This window comes from Candidatus Gracilibacteria bacterium, from assembly GCA_041661045.1.
Classification (GTDB): domain Bacteria; phylum Patescibacteriota; class Gracilibacteria; order UBA1369; family 2-02-FULL-48-14; genus 2-02-FULL-48-14.
In genome coordinates this window covers 1,149,424-1,165,847 of record JBAZVE010000001.1, presented here as the reverse complement: position 1 = coordinate 1,165,847, position 16,424 = coordinate 1,149,424, and the positions used below count along the sequence as shown (strand labels likewise).

Here is a 16,424-nt window from a genome sequence, read left to right as displayed (position 1 = left end):
ACACCTTAACATAAAAAAGAGTTTTGACAAGAACTTCAGGTCCATTCACTCTTGAGGGGATCTAGAGAAAATTATTTAGCGGCCTTTTTTGCAGGAGCTTTCTTAGCGGCCGGCTTTTTAGCTACCACCTTTTCAGCAGGAGCCTCCTTCACTTCAGCCTCTTCCTTGACGGCACTCACCTTCTTTTCAACGGCAGAAATCTTGAGCACTTTGATGGTGCTGAAGAGCTGACGGTGACCTTGACGGCGGTGCGTTCGTTTCTTGGATTGGTAAGTGGCAATGTAGATTTTTTCTCCCTTTCCTTGCTCAAGAACCTGACATTCCACATGAGCTCCAGCAACAAAAGGAGTTCCAATTTTCATGGAGCTTCCATCCTCTTCCGCCATCAAGAGCACTTCATTGATCTTAAAGTTTTTACCCTCTTCGGCATCCACTTTTTCAACTTCAAGCTCGTCTTTTTCACGAACTCGGTACTGTTTCCCTCCAAGATATACAACTGCGAACATAGTTTTTTGAGTTTAAATCGGGGTTACTTTAAGGAATAATGGACTCTTTCGCAAGGTCTTTTTCTAAAATCTCTATCCCTTCTTCAATAGTTTTTTTCAAAATAGGGAGCTCATCAGGTAAAAAGGGGGCCAAAACAAAATCATGCAAAGCAATTTGAGCCGGAGCGATTTCCCCACGAGACTCGATTCCAATGCGAAGCCGTGGAAAATCCATGCTGGAAAGGTGCTCAATCACCGATTTCATCCCATTGTGAGTGCCGGCGGAACCTTTTTCACGAAACCGAAGCGTTCCCAACGGCAAATCCACATCATCATAAATCGTATAAAAATCCTTGAGCGGAACTTTGTAAAAATCCAAAACCTCCCGCACCGCCTCTCCGGATAAATTCATAAACGAAAGAGGGAGCATGAGTAAAATCTTATTTTCTCCAGTACCCTTTGTGCTCACCAAAGCCTTCCCCCTCTCTTCAAAAGGAGGAAATTCATGTTTTTTGGCGAACTCCGCAATAAAGACAAACCCAACATTGTGTCGAGTGCCATTGTATTTTTTACCGGGATTTCCTAAGCCGCAAAGTACTTTCATAAATCATGAAATTCAAGATAATGAGGCCCAATCTGGACCAAGTCGCCCGTTTTTGCCCCTAAACGGACCAAAGCATTGTGGATCTTCATTTTTTTAAGCACATCATACAGGCGATCCAAGGCGCCATCCTTGCTCACATTGGTCATTCGTGAGATTTGCTCCACTCGCCTACCCGTAACCTTAAAAAGGGTGCGAATGGGCATGAGTTCCAGTTCAATGGTCATGCCATAAATCGCCTCGGGGAATTTGGCACTCTCCACGGTTCCCAACTTTTCAACCTCAAAAGAATGGCTATCCACCAAGGCTTGGGGTTTGTAATCCGGTACCGATTCCTCTTCTTCCACAACGGGCATCTTTTCTCGATGCTTTTGAGTGAGCTCATAAAGTTCAAACATCAAAGGAGGAAGCCCTTCGCCACTCACACCGGAAATAAGACGGAAACGAGATTTGAGCTTTGGGAAAGCCTTAAGAAATTCTTTTTTGAGACGATCCCTGTCTTCCGTAGGAATGGAATCGATCTTATTCATCACCACAAAAAACTCCTTTTCAAGCAGGGAGGCATCGTATTTCTTGATCTCATCGGAAAGAATACGATACTGCTCACTGAGGCTGCGTTCTTCGTAAGGAAAGGGATCCAAGACAAAAACCAAAAGCGCCGTTCGTGAAATGTGCCTCAAAAAGGCGTCTCCAAGCCCCTTGCCTTCGGAAGCCCCTTCAATAATTCCCGGCATGTCCGCAATCACAAAGCTTTGATCCTTGCTGCCCCCAAAATCACTCAAATAAACCACCCCCAAATTGGGGATTAAAGTGGTGAACGGGTAAGCCGCAACCTTAGGTTTAGCGGAGGAAACTCTGGAAATCAGAGTGGATTTTCCGGCAGACGGGAATCCCACCAAACCAATATCCGCAACCAAACGAAGCTCAAAGCGAACTTTTTTAAGCTCACCCGTGTCCCCCAACTCCGCAAAATCCGGCGCCTGACGAGTGCTGGACATAAAATTAGAATTCCCATATCCCCCACGGCCCCCCAAGGCGATCAAAAATTTCTGACCGGCTTTCTTAAGATCAATAATCAAATCTCCGCTGTCTTGATCATAAACCAAAGTCCCCACCGGAACTTTTAAGATCAAATCCTCCCCCGCCTTGCCCGCCATATTGTTTCTAAATCCACCCTCCCCATCCTTGGCTCTAAATCGTTTTAAACCCGTAAAATGCTGCAAAGTATTGTAGTTCTCATCCGCCTCCAAAACCACATTTCCTCCATTTCCACCGTCTCCACCATCCGGAGCTCCACATTCCACAAACTTCTCACGGTGAAAGAACACCATCCCATTACCCCCCTTTCCTCCTTCGAGTTCGAGCTTAACTTCATCAAAAAACATAGGGATGGGGTGAACTTTAAATAAAACTAGAGTTCAGACTCTATCACAGCTTCAAAGACTTCGTAAGGCCAAGCGCCCACGAGTTTTTTTCCGTTGATGAAGAAAGCCGGAGTTCCCGTGACTCCATAACTACGGCCCGCCATCATATCCGCATTCACCTCATCCGCCATTTCTCCGTTCTCCAAACAAGTGCGAATATCCGCACCCAGCTCATCTTCCGCAGCCTGAATCATGATTTCCATGGCGGTCTCCTTCCCAGACCAAGTCGCCACATTTTCAAAGAGCCAATCGTGAAAAGCATAGTAGTTTTCATCCCCGGTACATTCCGCAGCCTGAGCCGCAAGATTGGCCTGAGGATGGCCGCTCAATGGGAAATCTCGATACACCAGCTTCACTTTTCCTTTTTCAATGTACTTGCTTAGAATTTGAGGCAAAGTTTGCTCATAAAAACGGCTGCAATACGGACACTGGAAATCGCTGAACTCCACAATGGTCACCGGCGCATCCGCATCTCCCAAAACAGCATCGTCATCCGTACTCACATCCACAATTTCCAAAGAATTCACATCAAAATCAGGTGGAATCGCAGATTCAGTTTCATCACGAACCAAATCATTCCCTCCAAAATTTTCGAGAATTTCACCCTTACTGGCAACTAAAAGTCCAATACCAAGACCAAGAACAAGAAAGCTGAGGGAGGCCCAAACAGCTTGAGAATTACTATTTTTAGGAAACATGCGTGGAAAGTTAAATGGCGGGAAGACAATAGCATATTGTGTCCCAATCACAAATAGTGTAATTTTTGCCCCGTGCCGAAATGGCGGAACTGGCAGACGCGCGGGACTCAAAATCCCGTTCCCTTCATCGGGAGTGTGGGTTCGACCCCCACTTTCGGCACCATACTGTACGAAGTACAGCCTACAAAATAATGAGAAGCTATGGCGTTTCAGATAGAGACCTTTTCCCCTAAGGTCTTGACTGAAATAATTTTATTGAGGAATTCACCCATATGAGTTTGCGCGGCGAGTTTTTGAAGTTTTGTCAAAAGGTGGCTTGACGCCAGCCCGTGAATATGCTAAAACTCCATAGTACACCCTAATTCCAAGTTACTTATGAATAGACCTCTCACAGACTCAGACCTAGGATTGGTATATCCTAAACCCCCTGTGCTTGCAGCATTGATACCTTCTGGAGTCACTCAACGCTTACTCGCCATAGTGGACCCTTCTTCTTTAGATCAGCTCAAAACGCTGGCTTCTTTGTATCATGCTCATTATATAGAAGGTATTGACTCTATGTATGAGGGTCTTGACGAGGTCAGGGCTGTGGCGGGCCTTTTTGGTGGTGAGTTACGACCGAGAAAATTGCCTAGAGAAAAAAGTGTTACTGTTCATAGTGGTACATATAGCCATATAGCAGATGTACAATGGAAAGCAGCTGATCTAAAGGATCAAGGAGATGGAAAGCAAAGGGTTCTTGGTATTTCAACATCTACTGCAGCTCATCCTGATTATCTGCTCGCCATTGGTAGATTTGTAGTTTCTACTTCTTCCGGTTTGTGGTACTTAGAGCTAGGTGCAAAATGCGTTGAGGATGCTGAGTCTCTCAGGGTTCTTTCTGCAGGTTGGCATAATGCTTGGCATGCGGGAGGCCTGAAAAGCGGGCTCGAACGGCCTCTTGTGCTGCCTGATGCAAGCCCTGCAACTGAGTGGAGTGTTGGTGAAAGCGTCGTGTCTGGGGGGAGCTACAATGGGGCGGAAATCGTAGGGGCTCACAAGGTCACTGGCGTAGATGACCGAGTTTGTCTAGCTCCATTTAGAGAAGATGGGCGTGGTCAAGGCCCAGTTGGTGCCTGGTTTAAAACTAAATGACTATCTTCTTGAGGTCCCTGCTCAAGTTTATGGAGCGTTTACAGCTCCTCCTCCACAATCTTCTTAATCAAGCCGCCGTCGGCTTTGCCTTTGAGTTTGCCCATGAGGGCTCCCATAAGTTTACCAACGCCACTTTTGTCGGTGATGCCGAGCGCTTCTTTGGTGGCGCGGACTTCGGCGCGGATCGCATCTTCGCTCATTTGTTCGGGTAAGTAAGCCTGAAGCAGAGCGATTTCTTTTTCCTCTTTAGCGGCAAGTTCTTCGCGACCACCCGCCTTAAATTGTTCCACAGAGTCTCTGCGCTGCTTCAGCATTTTTCCGATCAAAGTTTGAATCAGCTCTTCCGTGATTTCCGTGCCACTGCCATCGGTTTCAATCTTCATCACTTCAGCCTTAAGCATGCGCAGTACGGAAGTTTTGAGTTCGTCCTTGGCCAGCATGGCCTGCTTTAAGCTTTCGTTGAGTTCAGGGAGATTCATGTGCCCATTTTACCTGACAGTTTGTGCAAACGCAAAGAACTACTGGCCCAAAAAAGCTTCTGCATCGATTTCTGCATAGGTGGGCATATTTGGGTATACAGAAACCACCTTTATTGGCAGCTCCATGGTAGTGCCTGCTTCCAAACGAGCCTTAATCTCTGGAAGCAATCCGTGCATATAATCGCGTTTAAATTCAATATGAGTGATTGGAACTCTGTAAGTGTGAGGAGGATGAGAAGGATTATCACGGCTGATGTGTTGAAGGGCGTACTGAAATTCTGGTAATTCTGCGATCAGCAATAGATCTCCAGTGCGCGCCCCCCTCATCACTTGTACCGGAATTCGCAGTTTTGTCCCAACCCCAATCAGCTCTCGTTGTTCCAAAGCCACTATCCTTTCTTTTAACACGGCTTGCACCCTTACATAGCACTGCGCAATAGGCATCCAAAAAGCCTTCCGTTCCTCCTCGCTCAACTTGCTCTTCTCTAAGAGCATTTGAATGTACGAAAGCGTAACTAAAAGCCCTTGGTAATCCTGTCTATTTAAGCCCAGCCGTCCTAGTATACGGTCAACATCATCAGCAAAATCCAAATCCGTACTTATGAAGTCATACAAGCCATCTCGCACTTGATCCGCTGTATCTTTAATATCCTCATGGAGGTCCAGGTAGTGAGTTATCCCAAGTTCTCTACAGTCGTGAGAGTGTCCACTCTCTAAGTCTTCAGAATAACCAGGTACATTTTGAGAAGGGGGTGTCATGTTTTTGGGGGAAGAAGACATTCAAGGAATTCTCCACGCGCTTTCACTCGTGCACAAATCTCCTTCATAAGATCAGACCATTCCACAGGTCGTCTTTTCAATTCTACTTCTGCCCATTCTCCTGGCCATTGTTTTTTCTCTCTTTCTGTCCATCTTTGCCCCCACCACTGTTCTCTTCCTTTTCCTGCCTTCATTTGTGCGAGTGCAGCATCCAGAAAGTGCCTATACATAGCAAAAGTACCCTCCATCAACTGTGACTCTAAATCACTCCACTCGGCCTCAGAAAGTTGGTGACGCCATGTCCCCTCGTTTACCCCGTCGCAGGCAAGCCACAAACTAGAAAAATTGGAGTAGCTAAATCCAACCTCAAGGCCCTGAGAACGAAACCCTTGGCCAAGATCTAAAATGGGAGCGAGAGCCAGCTCACTCACACTTTGTGGTTCCAATGGGATTCCAGGCAAGAAAACAGAGGGATTTGGAGAAGAAAGTTCAACGGATTGAGACCCAGAACATACCTCCCCATCTCCAGGGTCCACTCTAGAAATCACCTCCACCCTCCGCCTGCCTGCTAGTGTGAGCTCAAGCACTGAAGTACAAGCATCTCTATCATGTCCGCGGTATTCCATGGCAGAACGCAGTTCTTGCCAAGCTTTTCTCAAATCTTCATCCGACAATCTTTCCATAAACAAAAATTTAAAATAAGAAAGAATAATAGCTTCTACTTGAGCTTTTGCAAGCTTTTGATGACGGCGTCTCCCACCACCGCAGCTAGGTCTGCTTCGGAAGCGGCTTTAAGGACTTCCACGGATCCAAAGTGTTTGAGGAGTTTCATTTTGGTGGCCTTGCCGATGCCGGGGATTGCGTCCAGAGCGGAGGCGGTGAGGTGTTTTTTGCGGGTGGATTTTTGAAAGGTGATGGCGAAGCGGTGGGCTTCGTCGCGGATCCGCTGCAAAAGATAAGAGGCTTTCGAGTCTTTGGGGATGAGGAGAGGAAAGCTTTTGCCGGGCACAAAAACATCCTCTTCCCGCTTCGCGAGACCGATCATGGGGATTTTAAGCCCCAAAGCATCACGACTTTTCACGGCCATGCCGAGTTGCCCCTTTCCCCCATCGATCACAATGAGATCCGGCTTGGTTTCAAAAGAAGCATCCATATGTTTTGTAGGATCGTAGGCCAAAATTAAATCGAGTTGGTGTTCAGAGAATTCCGTCGGGAAATTCTTGATTTCTTCAAAGCCCAATCGGTCATAAAGAGGGCCCATTTCGTGCACGCAAGAAACATAGAGTCGCTTGAGTTTGAGCTTTTCGATGGCCGTAAAAACCAGAGAGCGCCCCAATTTTTGTTCGCGAGCTTTTGGGGTGACATAGAGCGCCTTGATCAAAGCCGTCCCCTCCTTTCCGGGGAGAAGCCGCAAAAGACCAAGAACTTTCTTATCTTTTAGAACCACCTGATATTCCTCCAAATCCCCCTCCACTTCTTCAAGTCCACGCCATTCTTTTAAAAGAGCCACCATGCCGGGAATATGGGTTTTAGCGGCCTTGCGCACCTGGAAGCCCGCCGGGACTAGAGACAAATGAGAAAGCCGCCTATAAAGGATTTCCTTCATCGATTTAAAATCATCAATCTCCCCATCCGCAATGCTTTGGAGATGAAATTTTCGATAGTCTGATTTTTTTGCGGTGCCATTCTCAAAAACCACCATGGAAGCCACCGTGTCGCTGCCCCCCAAATGGGAAATGTCATAACACTCCATTCGTTTGGCAGGCTTGGGAAGCCCCAGTACTGCTGAAAGTTCTTCAAGCGCTTCCGCATCGGAAGGAGCCATGCTTTCCCACCGCGCCTTATTTTGTTTTTGGAAACTTCGCGCATTTTTTTCCGCCAATTCCAATAGTTGATGTTTTTTACCTCGTTCCGGTATGAGCAACTTAACGCTGCGGCCGGCCTGATTGCTCGCCCAATCCGTGAAGAAATCGGATTCCTCAAAAGAAAGGGGAATTAAAATTTGCGGAGGAATCGTGGTCGACTTTTCATAATATTGGTACAAAAAGCTTTCCACCACTTCTTCTGCCTCCGCCTCTTCTCCCGCTTCATATTCACCACTGTCGGTAATAAAGTTTTCCTGATCAATGAGCTTCCCGTCACGAAGCATAAAAAGCGTCAAAAAGGCCTTCCCCCCTTCAATCACAAAGCCCAAGATATCCATATCTTCGTGAGTGGGAGAAGTAACAATCTGCTTGCTCTCAAACATTCTCCGTAAAGACAAAAGTTTATCTCGTAGCAAAGCCGCCCTTTCGAATTCTTTTTGCTGAACGGCAGCACCCATCTGTTCCTGCAAAGATTGCTCAATATCACCCGTTTTCCCCTCCAAAAAGCGCTCAATCTGCTCAATGGATTTTGCATAATCCTCAGGGCTTATTTTGCCGATGCACGGTGCCGCGCACCGTTTAATGTGATAATCCAAACAGGGATAAGCCATGGTTTTTTTGGTCACCGCGGCCTTGCCTTCCGCCCACTCAATAGAAAGATCACAACTGCGATACATAAAAAGTTTTTGCAAAAGCCCAAGTGTTTTTTTTACGCTGTGCGCGGAGGTCTTTGGGCCAAAATACCGCGCCCCGTCTTTTTCTACTCGTCGCACAATTTCAATGCGCGGAAAATCTTCATTTTTAGTGATTTTGATGTACACAAAATTTTTATCGTCCTTCATGAGCACATTGTATTTGGGCCGAAACTCCTTGATGAGATTCGTCTCCAAAAGCAAAGCTTCCAGGTCACTACCCACCTCCGTCCACTCCAAATCCACCACCCGCTCCAAAAGTTTTTCGGTACGAGTCGCCTTGGTGCTTTTTCTAAAATAAGACCGCACGCGATGGCTCAAATCCTTGGCCTTCCCTATATATAAAATCCGTCCCTCTTCGTCCTTCATCTTATAAACCCCAGGGAGATGGGGAAGTTTTTTGATCAACGCTTCAATTCGCTTTTGAGCCATAGTATGCTTAGCCCCTTTATGGTAAGATAAGTCCCTCACTTAAGCAAATGAGCGAAATTTTCCCCAAGAACATGACGGTGAAGCAGGCGGTGCTTTCCACTCTGGCCTACTTCCATCTGTTTGGAGTCCCCCTCACCCGTAGCGAAATCTCGGAACATCTTTTTTGGGCCGAGCCGGACGAAAAACACATCAGCTCCTATTTAAGGGAAAGCCCCCTCATAACGGAAAGGAACGGATATTACGGCCTAAGCACGGATGCCGCCTTTCAAAGTGAATTCACTCAAAAAATTCAACGATCCCGAACACTTTGGAAAAAAGTGCGCCGCTTCCAATGGATTTTTTCCATTTGTCCTTTTGTAAAACTGGTGTGTGTGTGTAACAGCTTGCCCATTTACGCAACCACGGAGGACAGTGACATCGATCTTTTTGTGGTGACCCAAAAGAACCGACTCTTCCTCGCCAGACTCTGTCTAATTCTTTTAACCAGTGTGATGGGAGTTCGCCGGCATGGGGACAAAGTGCGGGCACGGTTTTGTCTCAGCTTTTTTATAAGCGAAGAACGGATGGATTTCAGCTCCCTTACCTTAAAACCCTACGACATCTACCTGGCCTATTGGATCAAAACTTTGGAACCCATTGCCGGAGATTTTGGAGAATACGAGAAGTTTTTAAGCATCAATACGCCTTGGTTAAGCGAATACTTTAAAACCATTCAAGCCCACCGAAGGTATTTTAGAAAACGAAGTCCACTGCAAGAAAAAATTAAAGCGAAACTCGAAGGCCTCTTGGACAAGGATGAGTGGGAAGAAAAATGGAAGCAAAACCAACTGCGCCGAGCTAAAGATAAATTTTACTCCCTCAAAAACCGGAGCGGCACGGTGATCAGCGAGACGATGCTCAAATTCCACGACGAAGATCGCCGGGAAGATATTCGAAAAGAGTGGATCAGCGCTCTCCAGGCTTTCTAAAGATCATTCGTATGCTGGTTCCATTGAGGCCAAACTGCGCACGCAGTTCATTTTCCAAATAACGACCGTAAGAAAAGTGCATGATCTCAGGCCATTGGCAGTAAAAGACAAAGGTGGGAGGAATGGCATCCACTTGTTCCACGGAAAGCACCGCAAAGCGAGCCTTCCCTCGGGATCCTTTGGGCGGATGTTTTTTGAGCGCTTGATTGAGCCAAACACGAAGATCCTGTTCCGGAATCACCCGTTTTCGTTCTTCCGCGATTTGCATGGCCAACTCAAGGATTTGAAAAATATTTCTTCGTTCAAGCCCCGAAGCAAAAATAACCGGAGCCCACGGCAAATACGCCATGGAGTGTTGAAGTTCGTGGACCAGCATGTGTTCCCGATCTTCTCGTTCTTTATCTTTAAAGAGATCGATTTTATTCACCACCAAGATCAAGCCCTTTCGCTCTTCAAGAACCCGCTCACTAATATGGCAGTCCTGTTTGGTGACCCCTTCCACCGCATCCAAAAGCAGCACACAAATGTCCGCTTGCGAAACCGATTGCATGGACCTCAAAATACTGTACTGCTCAATACCCCGTTCAATCTTTCCCCGTCGACGAATCCCGGCGGTATCAATGAGAGTAAAGGCAGTGTCCTTGTATTCAAAGGGAATTTCTGTGGAATCTCGAGTGGTGCCAGGGACATCGGAAACCACCACCATTTTTTTACCAAAAAGTGCGTTCACCAAAGTGGATTTGCCCACATTGGGACGGCCCAAAAAGGCAATGTGAATACGGTCTTCATCGCTTCGCTCAGGCACTCCTTTCTCAGCCCCGATCGCTTTAAGTTCATCCCCAATGCGGCTTTCGAGTTCATCGATTCCAAAAGAATGCAGCGCCGTGAGGGCGATGGGTTCCCCAAATCCAAGTTCAAATAAATTGAATCGCAGCTCTTCAAACTTAGGGTTGTCACATTTGTTTGCCACCAAAACAACGGGCTTCTTGGATTTTCGAAGAAGCGTTGCCGCATGAAAATCTTCACCGGTGAGCTCCTCTCGGACATCCACCATAAACAAAATCATATCCGCACCCTCGATGGCGGTTTTGGATTGTTCCTGCACATTGGCCTCAATATCGGTTCCGGCTTTGGTCTCAATTCCACCGGTATCCACCAACAAAACACGGTAGCCCTCAATGTCCACGGTATCGTACAGTCGATCACGCGTGGTTCCGGGAACATCCGATTCAATCGCCCGCCGTCTTCCGACGAGTCGGTTAAAAAGCGTAGATTTACCTACATTTGGACGGCCAACGATAGCAATAATTGCAGACATATTTCTTAAGCAGTACTCCCCATACTAGCAAATTCAGATGGGAATCTCAAGATGGACTTGCAGGGAGACCAAAGCCTGGCGTAGGCTGAGCACAGCCACGAACCTCAATCCATGCCTTCGCTCAAAAAAATATTCATAGGATTCCTGACGGTACTCGCGCTTTTAATCGTGCCCGCCGGCTCCGCCCTTGCAAACAATGGGCTTTTACCATCACCCGATGGAACTTACGCAAACTGTGATCCAAGCTCCGCCGACTGGGGGGAGTACTGGGGAGATTTGTTTGAGCAAGATCCAAACACCATCAAAGCGGAACTAGATACGACCACAAAAGCCGGAATCCAAGCGATACTCGGCTGTGCGCTCAAATCCGGCGAAATTCAGTTTTGGATGGTGCCGTATTATGTGATCTTTATCATCGAGTTTTTGATTGAACTGATGGGGCTTTTGGTGGTGGGTATGATTGTGGTGGGCGCGTATTTTTATGTGATAGGAGGAGTGACGGAGGATAAAGAAAAGGGAAAAACCATCATCTCCTATGCCCTCGGTGGATTTGTTCTTGTTCTTTCTTCTTGGATCATCACCAACATTATTTTACTTGCTTTAACCAGTTGATATGGCCGATCGCCTCAATAAATTCATCCAAAGCACCACGGACAATTTAAAGCATTTGAGGAAAACACTTCAACAGCTGAAGGAAGAGCGAAAAGAAAGCCAAAAAATCGAACTCCCCGTTCGTTCGGAAAGAACGGAAAAGAAGGAGGAACTGCTCATTCACTTTTCCTTACTCAGCGTCGCCAAAGCCACCATTGTGATCATCGCCTTGATTGCGCTCAGTCAATTTTTGGGAGACATCGCCCCTATTCTGCTCACTTTCTTTATTGCCATTTTGTTCTCCGCGGCCCTCACCCCAACCGTAAATTCTCTACAAAAATATAAAATCCCAAGGGCCGTCAGCGTGCTCGGAATTTTTCTGATTTTACTTGTAATCCTTGGGTTTTTCGTTTCTCAGCTCATACCGCTTGTGGCCACTCAGCTCATTGAATTGGCCAAAAGCTTATCCAGCTTGATCAACAAAGTCGCGGCCGGCGAAATCGATATTCCTTTTGGAGACCGATTGGAACCCATGTTGCAAGATTTAATGGAACAAGTGGATCGGGAGACCTTGGTGAATCAGCTCAAGGCTTCCTTGGAGGGCTTTGCCGGGCAACTGCAGGTGCTCGCCGGAGACACTTTTGGAGTTATTAAAACCATCTTCAACGGAATCTTCAACTTTGTATTGGTGCTCATTTTGACCTTCTTCTTGGTGGTGAATGGAAAAAATGTAAACGCCTTTTTCATCTCCCTTTTTCCCTCCAAACACGGGGCCTACATTGTGGGAAAAATCGAAGCTATTCAAGAAAAAATTGGATACTGGCTCCGCGGCCAAATCATTTTGATGTTCCTCATGTTTACACTCAGCCTCATTGGTCTGCTCATTTTGGGCATCGACAACGCCCTGACCCTGGCCATGATGACGGGAATTGCGGAACTTCTCCCCGTGGTGGGTCCGATTGGAGCGGGAATCCCTGCCGTTTTAGTGGGTTTCAACGAATCCCCTTGGCTGGCCCTTTGGGTCTTGGGACTCATTATTTTTCTACAACAAATTGAAGGCAACATTTTGGTGCCGGCCGTCATGCGAAAAGCCGTGGGACTCAGCCCCATCATCATCATTTTAGCCATGATGATCGGCTTGGAAAAACTAGGAATCGTGGGGATGATCATGGCGATTCCGGTGGCCACCACGCTTTCGATTTTCGTTAAGGAGTACGCGGAGAAAAAAAAGTAAGCTGCGCTCCGCCGCCTTCTCCCACGAATAAGTCCCTCGCGGCTGCGGCACGGGAACATTTCCTTGCAGCGCTCTAAAGAGCCCGAGATCCAGATCTTCAGGGGTTTTGACGAAGCATGCGTTTTTATAAAGTTCCCGATGCACGGAAATATCACTCAGGATCACAGGGCATTTGGCGCGAACGGCTTCGAGCACAGGGAGGTCAAAGCCCTCATAACGACTCAAGGCCAAAAGCGCGGTCGCGTGGCGTAAAAACCAAGCCTTTTCTTCTTCACTAACCTCCCCCAAAAGAAAGAGATTGGGGCGCGCTTGAATCTTGAGTTTTGCGAAACGGGCCTCTCCTGCTTTCAAACCCAACACAACGAAAGAAATCTTTGGGAAGCGCACCGCCGCTCGAGCACACCATTCAAGCCGTTTGCGGGGATCCGAGGGACTGATCATCAGAAAAAAAGGCCCCTTGTGAAGTTTTTTCACCCCCGCCGCGGCCAAAGAAGCCCCCTCGTACGAAACGGCTTTGGGGATTTTGAGCTTAAGCGACTGAGCAACCGTAAGGGAAGGGGTCAAAACGCCATCGCACAAAGTGAGGAGTCGTTTCAACGGGAAAAGAAAATGCCACAAACGGCTTTTAAAAGAGAGCGTGTTTGAAAAAAGCTCCGGCACACGATCATGAATCGTCATGACCACCGGAGTTGAAGACCTGTAAAACGGTCGCCGATCCGGAATCCAAATAAGATCCGGCTTCTCTTCAAAAAAATCCGCCGGCAATGGGGGAAAGCCCAAAAGGCAGCGCAAGTGAAAACGGGTATTGGAAAGCGGCAGGTGCCGAACTTCTGGGAAAAGAGCATGAATGGATTCTTTTCTTTGGCGGGCTTGATAGAAAAGATCCAAACTCAAATCCTCCGGCCGCTTCAAAAACTCACGAACCAAGGCTTTGGTGTATTGGGTCACTCCGCTTTCAAAAGGTTCAAGCAGCGGACGAAGATCTACGGCGAGTCGAAGCATATTCAAAAGCAAACAAACAAAGTGCGGTCAAACCGAACCAAAAGAGCACGGATCCCACAATAGGAAACTTGGATTGCACCCCATCAATATAAGAAAGATGTTCCACCGCCAAAACAAAACCTTGATGCGTCTCGGCGTTGTATCCATTGAGCTGTTCATGCAAAACTCTCAAAAAAGCATCACCGGCGCTCAAATCGTTTTCAGCGATATTCTCACCGGATCGTGTGATTTCAAAAAGAAGATTTTGTTTTTCTTGCCGCTGCCCCATTAGATTGTAGCCTTCCCCGGCGACGGCCAAAAATTCAGCTCTAAAATGAGGCTCTAGCGTCCATCCCAGTAAAGTATCCGAAAAGTGTTCCGCGGCTCGTTGAAGTTCATAAGAAGAAGTTTCATTGGGCCGCTGCGTTTGATCGATGCCCACCGTCACAAAAGCCAAAACTTTATTGGGAGCCTCTTGATTTTGGAAATACAAAGCGGACCCGGCCAAAGAAAGCACAAAGACCAAGCCCAAAATCCAAAAATAAATCCTGCGAAATTTCATAAATCTACCTTAACATAGCTTCATACTCTTTCCAAGCACTCTCCAAAAAGTGCAGGAGCTCCGTGCGAAAACGGGAAGAGGAAAAGTCTTGAACACTCTTCGCAACCGTGGATGGATCCCACTCCTTTTTCTCAAACTTTCGAATAGCCTTAACCAGGGATTCCGAAGTCTGTTCTTCAAAAAAGAGTCCGGAAACCCCTTCCTGAACCGTCTCCAAGGCTCCCCCGGCCTTGTAGGCAAGCACCGGTGTTCCACAAGCCATGGATTCCAGCGGAACAATTCCAAAATCTTCTTGTTGCGGAAAAATAAGCGCCTTGGCGTTTTGGTAAACCCTTCGTAGTTCACTATCGGAAATTTTTCCAAGAAACTCAATGTCGGCACCCTTGGCCCGCCGTTTCAATTTCGCCAGCTCCGGCCCCTCTCCCACAATCTGAAGACGAATCCCCGTTTTTTTCGCGGCATCAATCACCAAATCAAAGCGCTTATAAGGAATCAGGCGGCCCACCGCCAAGTAAGCTTCTCCATGCTCCTTTCCAAGGGAAAAAGTTCCCAAATCCACCGGAGGGTGAATCACCGTACTCTCTCGCTTATAGTATTTTTGAATGCGCGCCGCGATGTATGCGGAATTGCTGATGAAGCGATCCACCCGATCCGCCGCAACCCTGTCCCACAACCGAATGCGATGTAAAATCGGTTGAGTTAAAAATCGGAGACTCGAAAAAGATCGAAATTGATTTTGGTAGCGATGAGACTGATCCCACACATAACGCATCGGAGAATGGCAGTAGCACACATGCAAAGTTTCGGGCTTGGTGACAATACCCTTGGCCGCGGAATGGCTCGAAGAAATCACCAAATCAAACCCGCTCAAATCCATGCGCTCAAAAACCAAAGGCATCCACGGGAGGAAAAGGCGATGAAAGTGGCGCGCAAACGGAATCAAACGCAAAATCGATTCCCGCACCTCCGCATTCGCCAAGCCGGGAAAAGCCTTCTTATTGTACAGAGAGGTAAAGATCACGGCGTTGGGGAAAAGCTGATGCATTTCCAAAACCACGCGCTCCGCACCGGCAAAGACCGTGAGCCAATCACAAACAATTGCAATCTTCAATTTATCCACGGTCTCATTGCATCACAGCCGCTTTCGCTTCGTCAAGAGAAGCATAAGCATTCACCAATTGAGTGAGCCCGACAACTTGCAAGATATCGAGGATATTTTCTCGAGGTGCTGCCAAAACCAGCTTTCCTCCATTGGTGGAAATTTTGCTGTACCAGTCGGTCAAATATCCAATGGATTTACTGTTCATGTACTCCAAACCAGAGAATTCAAAAATCAAACTGAGGCCCTGAGGATTTTCCTCAATAACCTTATAGATCTTCTTTGCCTCTTCATCCACATTGCTTTCGTCCAACTGACCGCTGATGCGGATAAGCTTGAGCACTTTACCCTGAGGAGCGCCGCTAAGGTCTTCGATGGTGATTTGTACAGGAGTCATAAATCATTTTAGGGTAATAGGCTCGGAGCTTTTGGCCGGAGAAGACAATACCGCGTCCTCTTCCTTTCGTAAATATTTTTTTACTTTAACTCTCAAGCCCCCGGTCGGAATATTTTCAAATATAAGTTCATCCGTCCACTCCCCCACAATTTTAGGCAGTCCACGGCCACGGAAGCCGAGATATTGGGCATTCACCACTTGTCTCCGTTCTTGGTACAAAGCGGTGAGCTGCTCCGCCGTCATTCTTTCTTTACCTGTTCCGGTGTCTTCCACCACCACTTCCAAAGATTTGTTCTTTGTGCTGACGAGCGTAACGGTGATCCGTTGCCCGGCCGCGCTTCCATGCTCGATGGCATTGTTGCACAGCTCATCCACAACCGCTTGAAAGCGAAAAGCCCATTGGGTGGAAAAACCCGTTAAGTTTTTAGTGAGATTCACCACAAAATCCCGAATTCCGGAAAGAAAATAGGCTTGAGTCGGAATAATAATAGTGATTTCCGTGGGGCGCTCATCCAGGGGCATCAGTTTCACCTCTGCGGGTGAAAGTTCCGCCTGAGCCTGTTCCACGGTTTCTTCGAGCTGTTGAGTCTTAGGATCCATTGAGCTGAATTACATCTGTATATTCTATCACAAAAAGATAAAAAAGAAAAGGTCTTGCAGGTTCGCCTTTTAAAGGTATAATCGCTGCGTCTTTAATTCAAGTTT

General features: G+C 47.1%; 15 protein-coding genes and 1 tRNA gene. 4 read left to right on the top strand and 12 right to left on the bottom strand.

Annotation, left to right across the window (positions count from 1 at the left end):
* Positions 1–71: 71 nt before the first annotated feature.
* From rplU to WC777_05645, 4 genes are read right to left on the bottom strand one after another with little or no spacing between them, the layout of a single operon-like run.
* Positions 72–506: a 50S ribosomal protein L21 gene (gene rplU / locus WC777_05660; protein MFA6024651.1), complete on the bottom strand. Its 435-nt coding sequence runs from the start codon at positions 504–506 to the stop codon at positions 72–74.
* 28 nt (positions 507–534) lie between these two features.
* Positions 535–1,089, bottom strand: a complete 555-nt coding sequence (gene pth, locus WC777_05655; protein MFA6024650.1) for an aminoacyl-tRNA hydrolase — start codon at positions 1,087–1,089, stop codon at positions 535–537.
* Positions 1,068–2,471, bottom strand: coding sequence for a GTPase ObgE (obgE, locus tag WC777_05650; GenBank protein ID MFA6024649.1), 1,404 nt, complete (start codon positions 2,469–2,471; stop codon positions 1,068–1,070). The genes pth and obgE overlap by 22 nt, the downstream gene beginning before the upstream one ends.
* Before the next feature lie 26 nt (positions 2,472–2,497).
* On the bottom strand, positions 2,498–3,208 hold the full coding sequence (locus WC777_05645; GenBank protein ID MFA6024648.1) for a DsbA family protein: 711 nt from the start codon (positions 3,206–3,208) through the stop codon (positions 2,498–2,500).
* A gap of 74 nt (positions 3,209–3,282) precedes the next feature.
* Between WC777_05645 and WC777_05640 the strand changes: the two genes are divergently transcribed.
* Positions 3,283–3,371: transfer RNA gene (locus WC777_05640), tRNA-Leu, on the top strand.
* A gap of 1,009 nt (positions 3,372–4,380) precedes the next feature.
* Here the strand turns inward: WC777_05640 and WC777_05635 are convergent.
* The 5 genes from WC777_05635 to der form a co-directional block, all read right to left on the bottom strand.
* Positions 4,381–4,821 carry a GatB/YqeY domain-containing protein gene (locus WC777_05635; GenBank protein ID MFA6024647.1) on the bottom strand — a complete coding sequence of 147 codons (441 nt, stop codon included), beginning with the start codon at positions 4,819–4,821 and terminating at the stop codon, positions 4,381–4,383.
* A gap of 39 nt (positions 4,822–4,860) precedes the next feature.
* Positions 4,861–5,580 (bottom strand): hypothetical protein, encoded by a 720-nt coding sequence (locus tag WC777_05630; GenBank protein MFA6024646.1) that lies wholly within the window; start codon positions 5,578–5,580, stop codon positions 4,861–4,863.
* Positions 5,535–6,263, bottom strand: a complete 729-nt coding sequence (locus tag WC777_05625) for a hypothetical protein (GenBank protein MFA6024645.1) — start codon at positions 6,261–6,263, stop codon at positions 5,535–5,537. Before WC777_05625 ends, WC777_05630 begins: the two co-directional genes overlap by 46 nt.
* Positions 6,264–6,298: 35 nt before the next feature.
* Entirely contained in the window at positions 6,299–8,569 is a 2,271-nt protein-coding gene (gene uvrC, locus WC777_05620) for an excinuclease ABC subunit UvrC (protein ID MFA6024644.1), read from the bottom strand.
* 837 nt (positions 8,570–9,406) lie between these two features.
* Positions 9,407–10,855: a ribosome biogenesis GTPase Der gene (gene der / locus WC777_05615; GenBank protein ID MFA6024643.1), complete on the bottom strand. Its 1,449-nt coding sequence runs from the start codon at positions 10,853–10,855 to the stop codon at positions 9,407–9,409.
* A 111-nt stretch (positions 10,856–10,966) separates the two neighbouring features.
* Here der and WC777_05610 point away from each other — a divergent pair, with 111 nt between their 5' ends.
* Complete coding sequence (locus tag WC777_05610) at positions 10,967–11,488, top strand: pilin (protein ID MFA6024642.1); 522 nt, start codon at positions 10,967–10,969, stop codon at positions 11,486–11,488.
* Positions 11,469–12,680: an AI-2E family transporter gene (locus WC777_05605; GenBank protein ID MFA6024641.1), complete on the top strand. Its 1,212-nt coding sequence runs from the start codon at positions 11,469–11,471 to the stop codon at positions 12,678–12,680. Before WC777_05610 ends, WC777_05605 begins: the two co-directional genes overlap by 20 nt.
* On the opposite strand, the gene WC777_05600 is transcribed toward WC777_05605, so the two are convergent.
* Positions 12,594–13,682 carry a glycosyltransferase gene (locus tag WC777_05600; protein MFA6024640.1) on the bottom strand — a complete coding sequence of 363 codons (1,089 nt, stop codon included), beginning with the start codon at positions 13,680–13,682 and terminating at the stop codon, positions 12,594–12,596. The genes WC777_05605 and WC777_05600 overlap by 87 nt on opposite strands.
* 97 nt (positions 13,683–13,779) lie before the next feature.
* Between WC777_05600 and WC777_05595 the strand changes: the two genes are divergently transcribed.
* Complete coding sequence (locus tag WC777_05595; GenBank protein MFA6024639.1) at positions 13,780–13,953, top strand: hypothetical protein; 174 nt, start codon at positions 13,780–13,782, stop codon at positions 13,951–13,953.
* 274 nt (positions 13,954–14,227) lie between these two features.
* On the opposite strand, the gene WC777_05590 is transcribed toward WC777_05595, so the two are convergent.
* Positions 14,228–15,394, bottom strand: a complete 1,167-nt coding sequence (locus WC777_05590) for a glycosyltransferase (protein MFA6024638.1) — start codon at positions 15,392–15,394, stop codon at positions 14,228–14,230.
* Entirely contained in the window at positions 15,336–16,319 is a 984-nt protein-coding gene (locus tag WC777_05585; protein MFA6024637.1) for an anti-sigma factor antagonist, read from the bottom strand. Before WC777_05585 ends, WC777_05590 begins: the two co-directional genes overlap by 59 nt.
* Between the last annotated feature and the right edge of the window lie 105 nt (positions 16,320–16,424).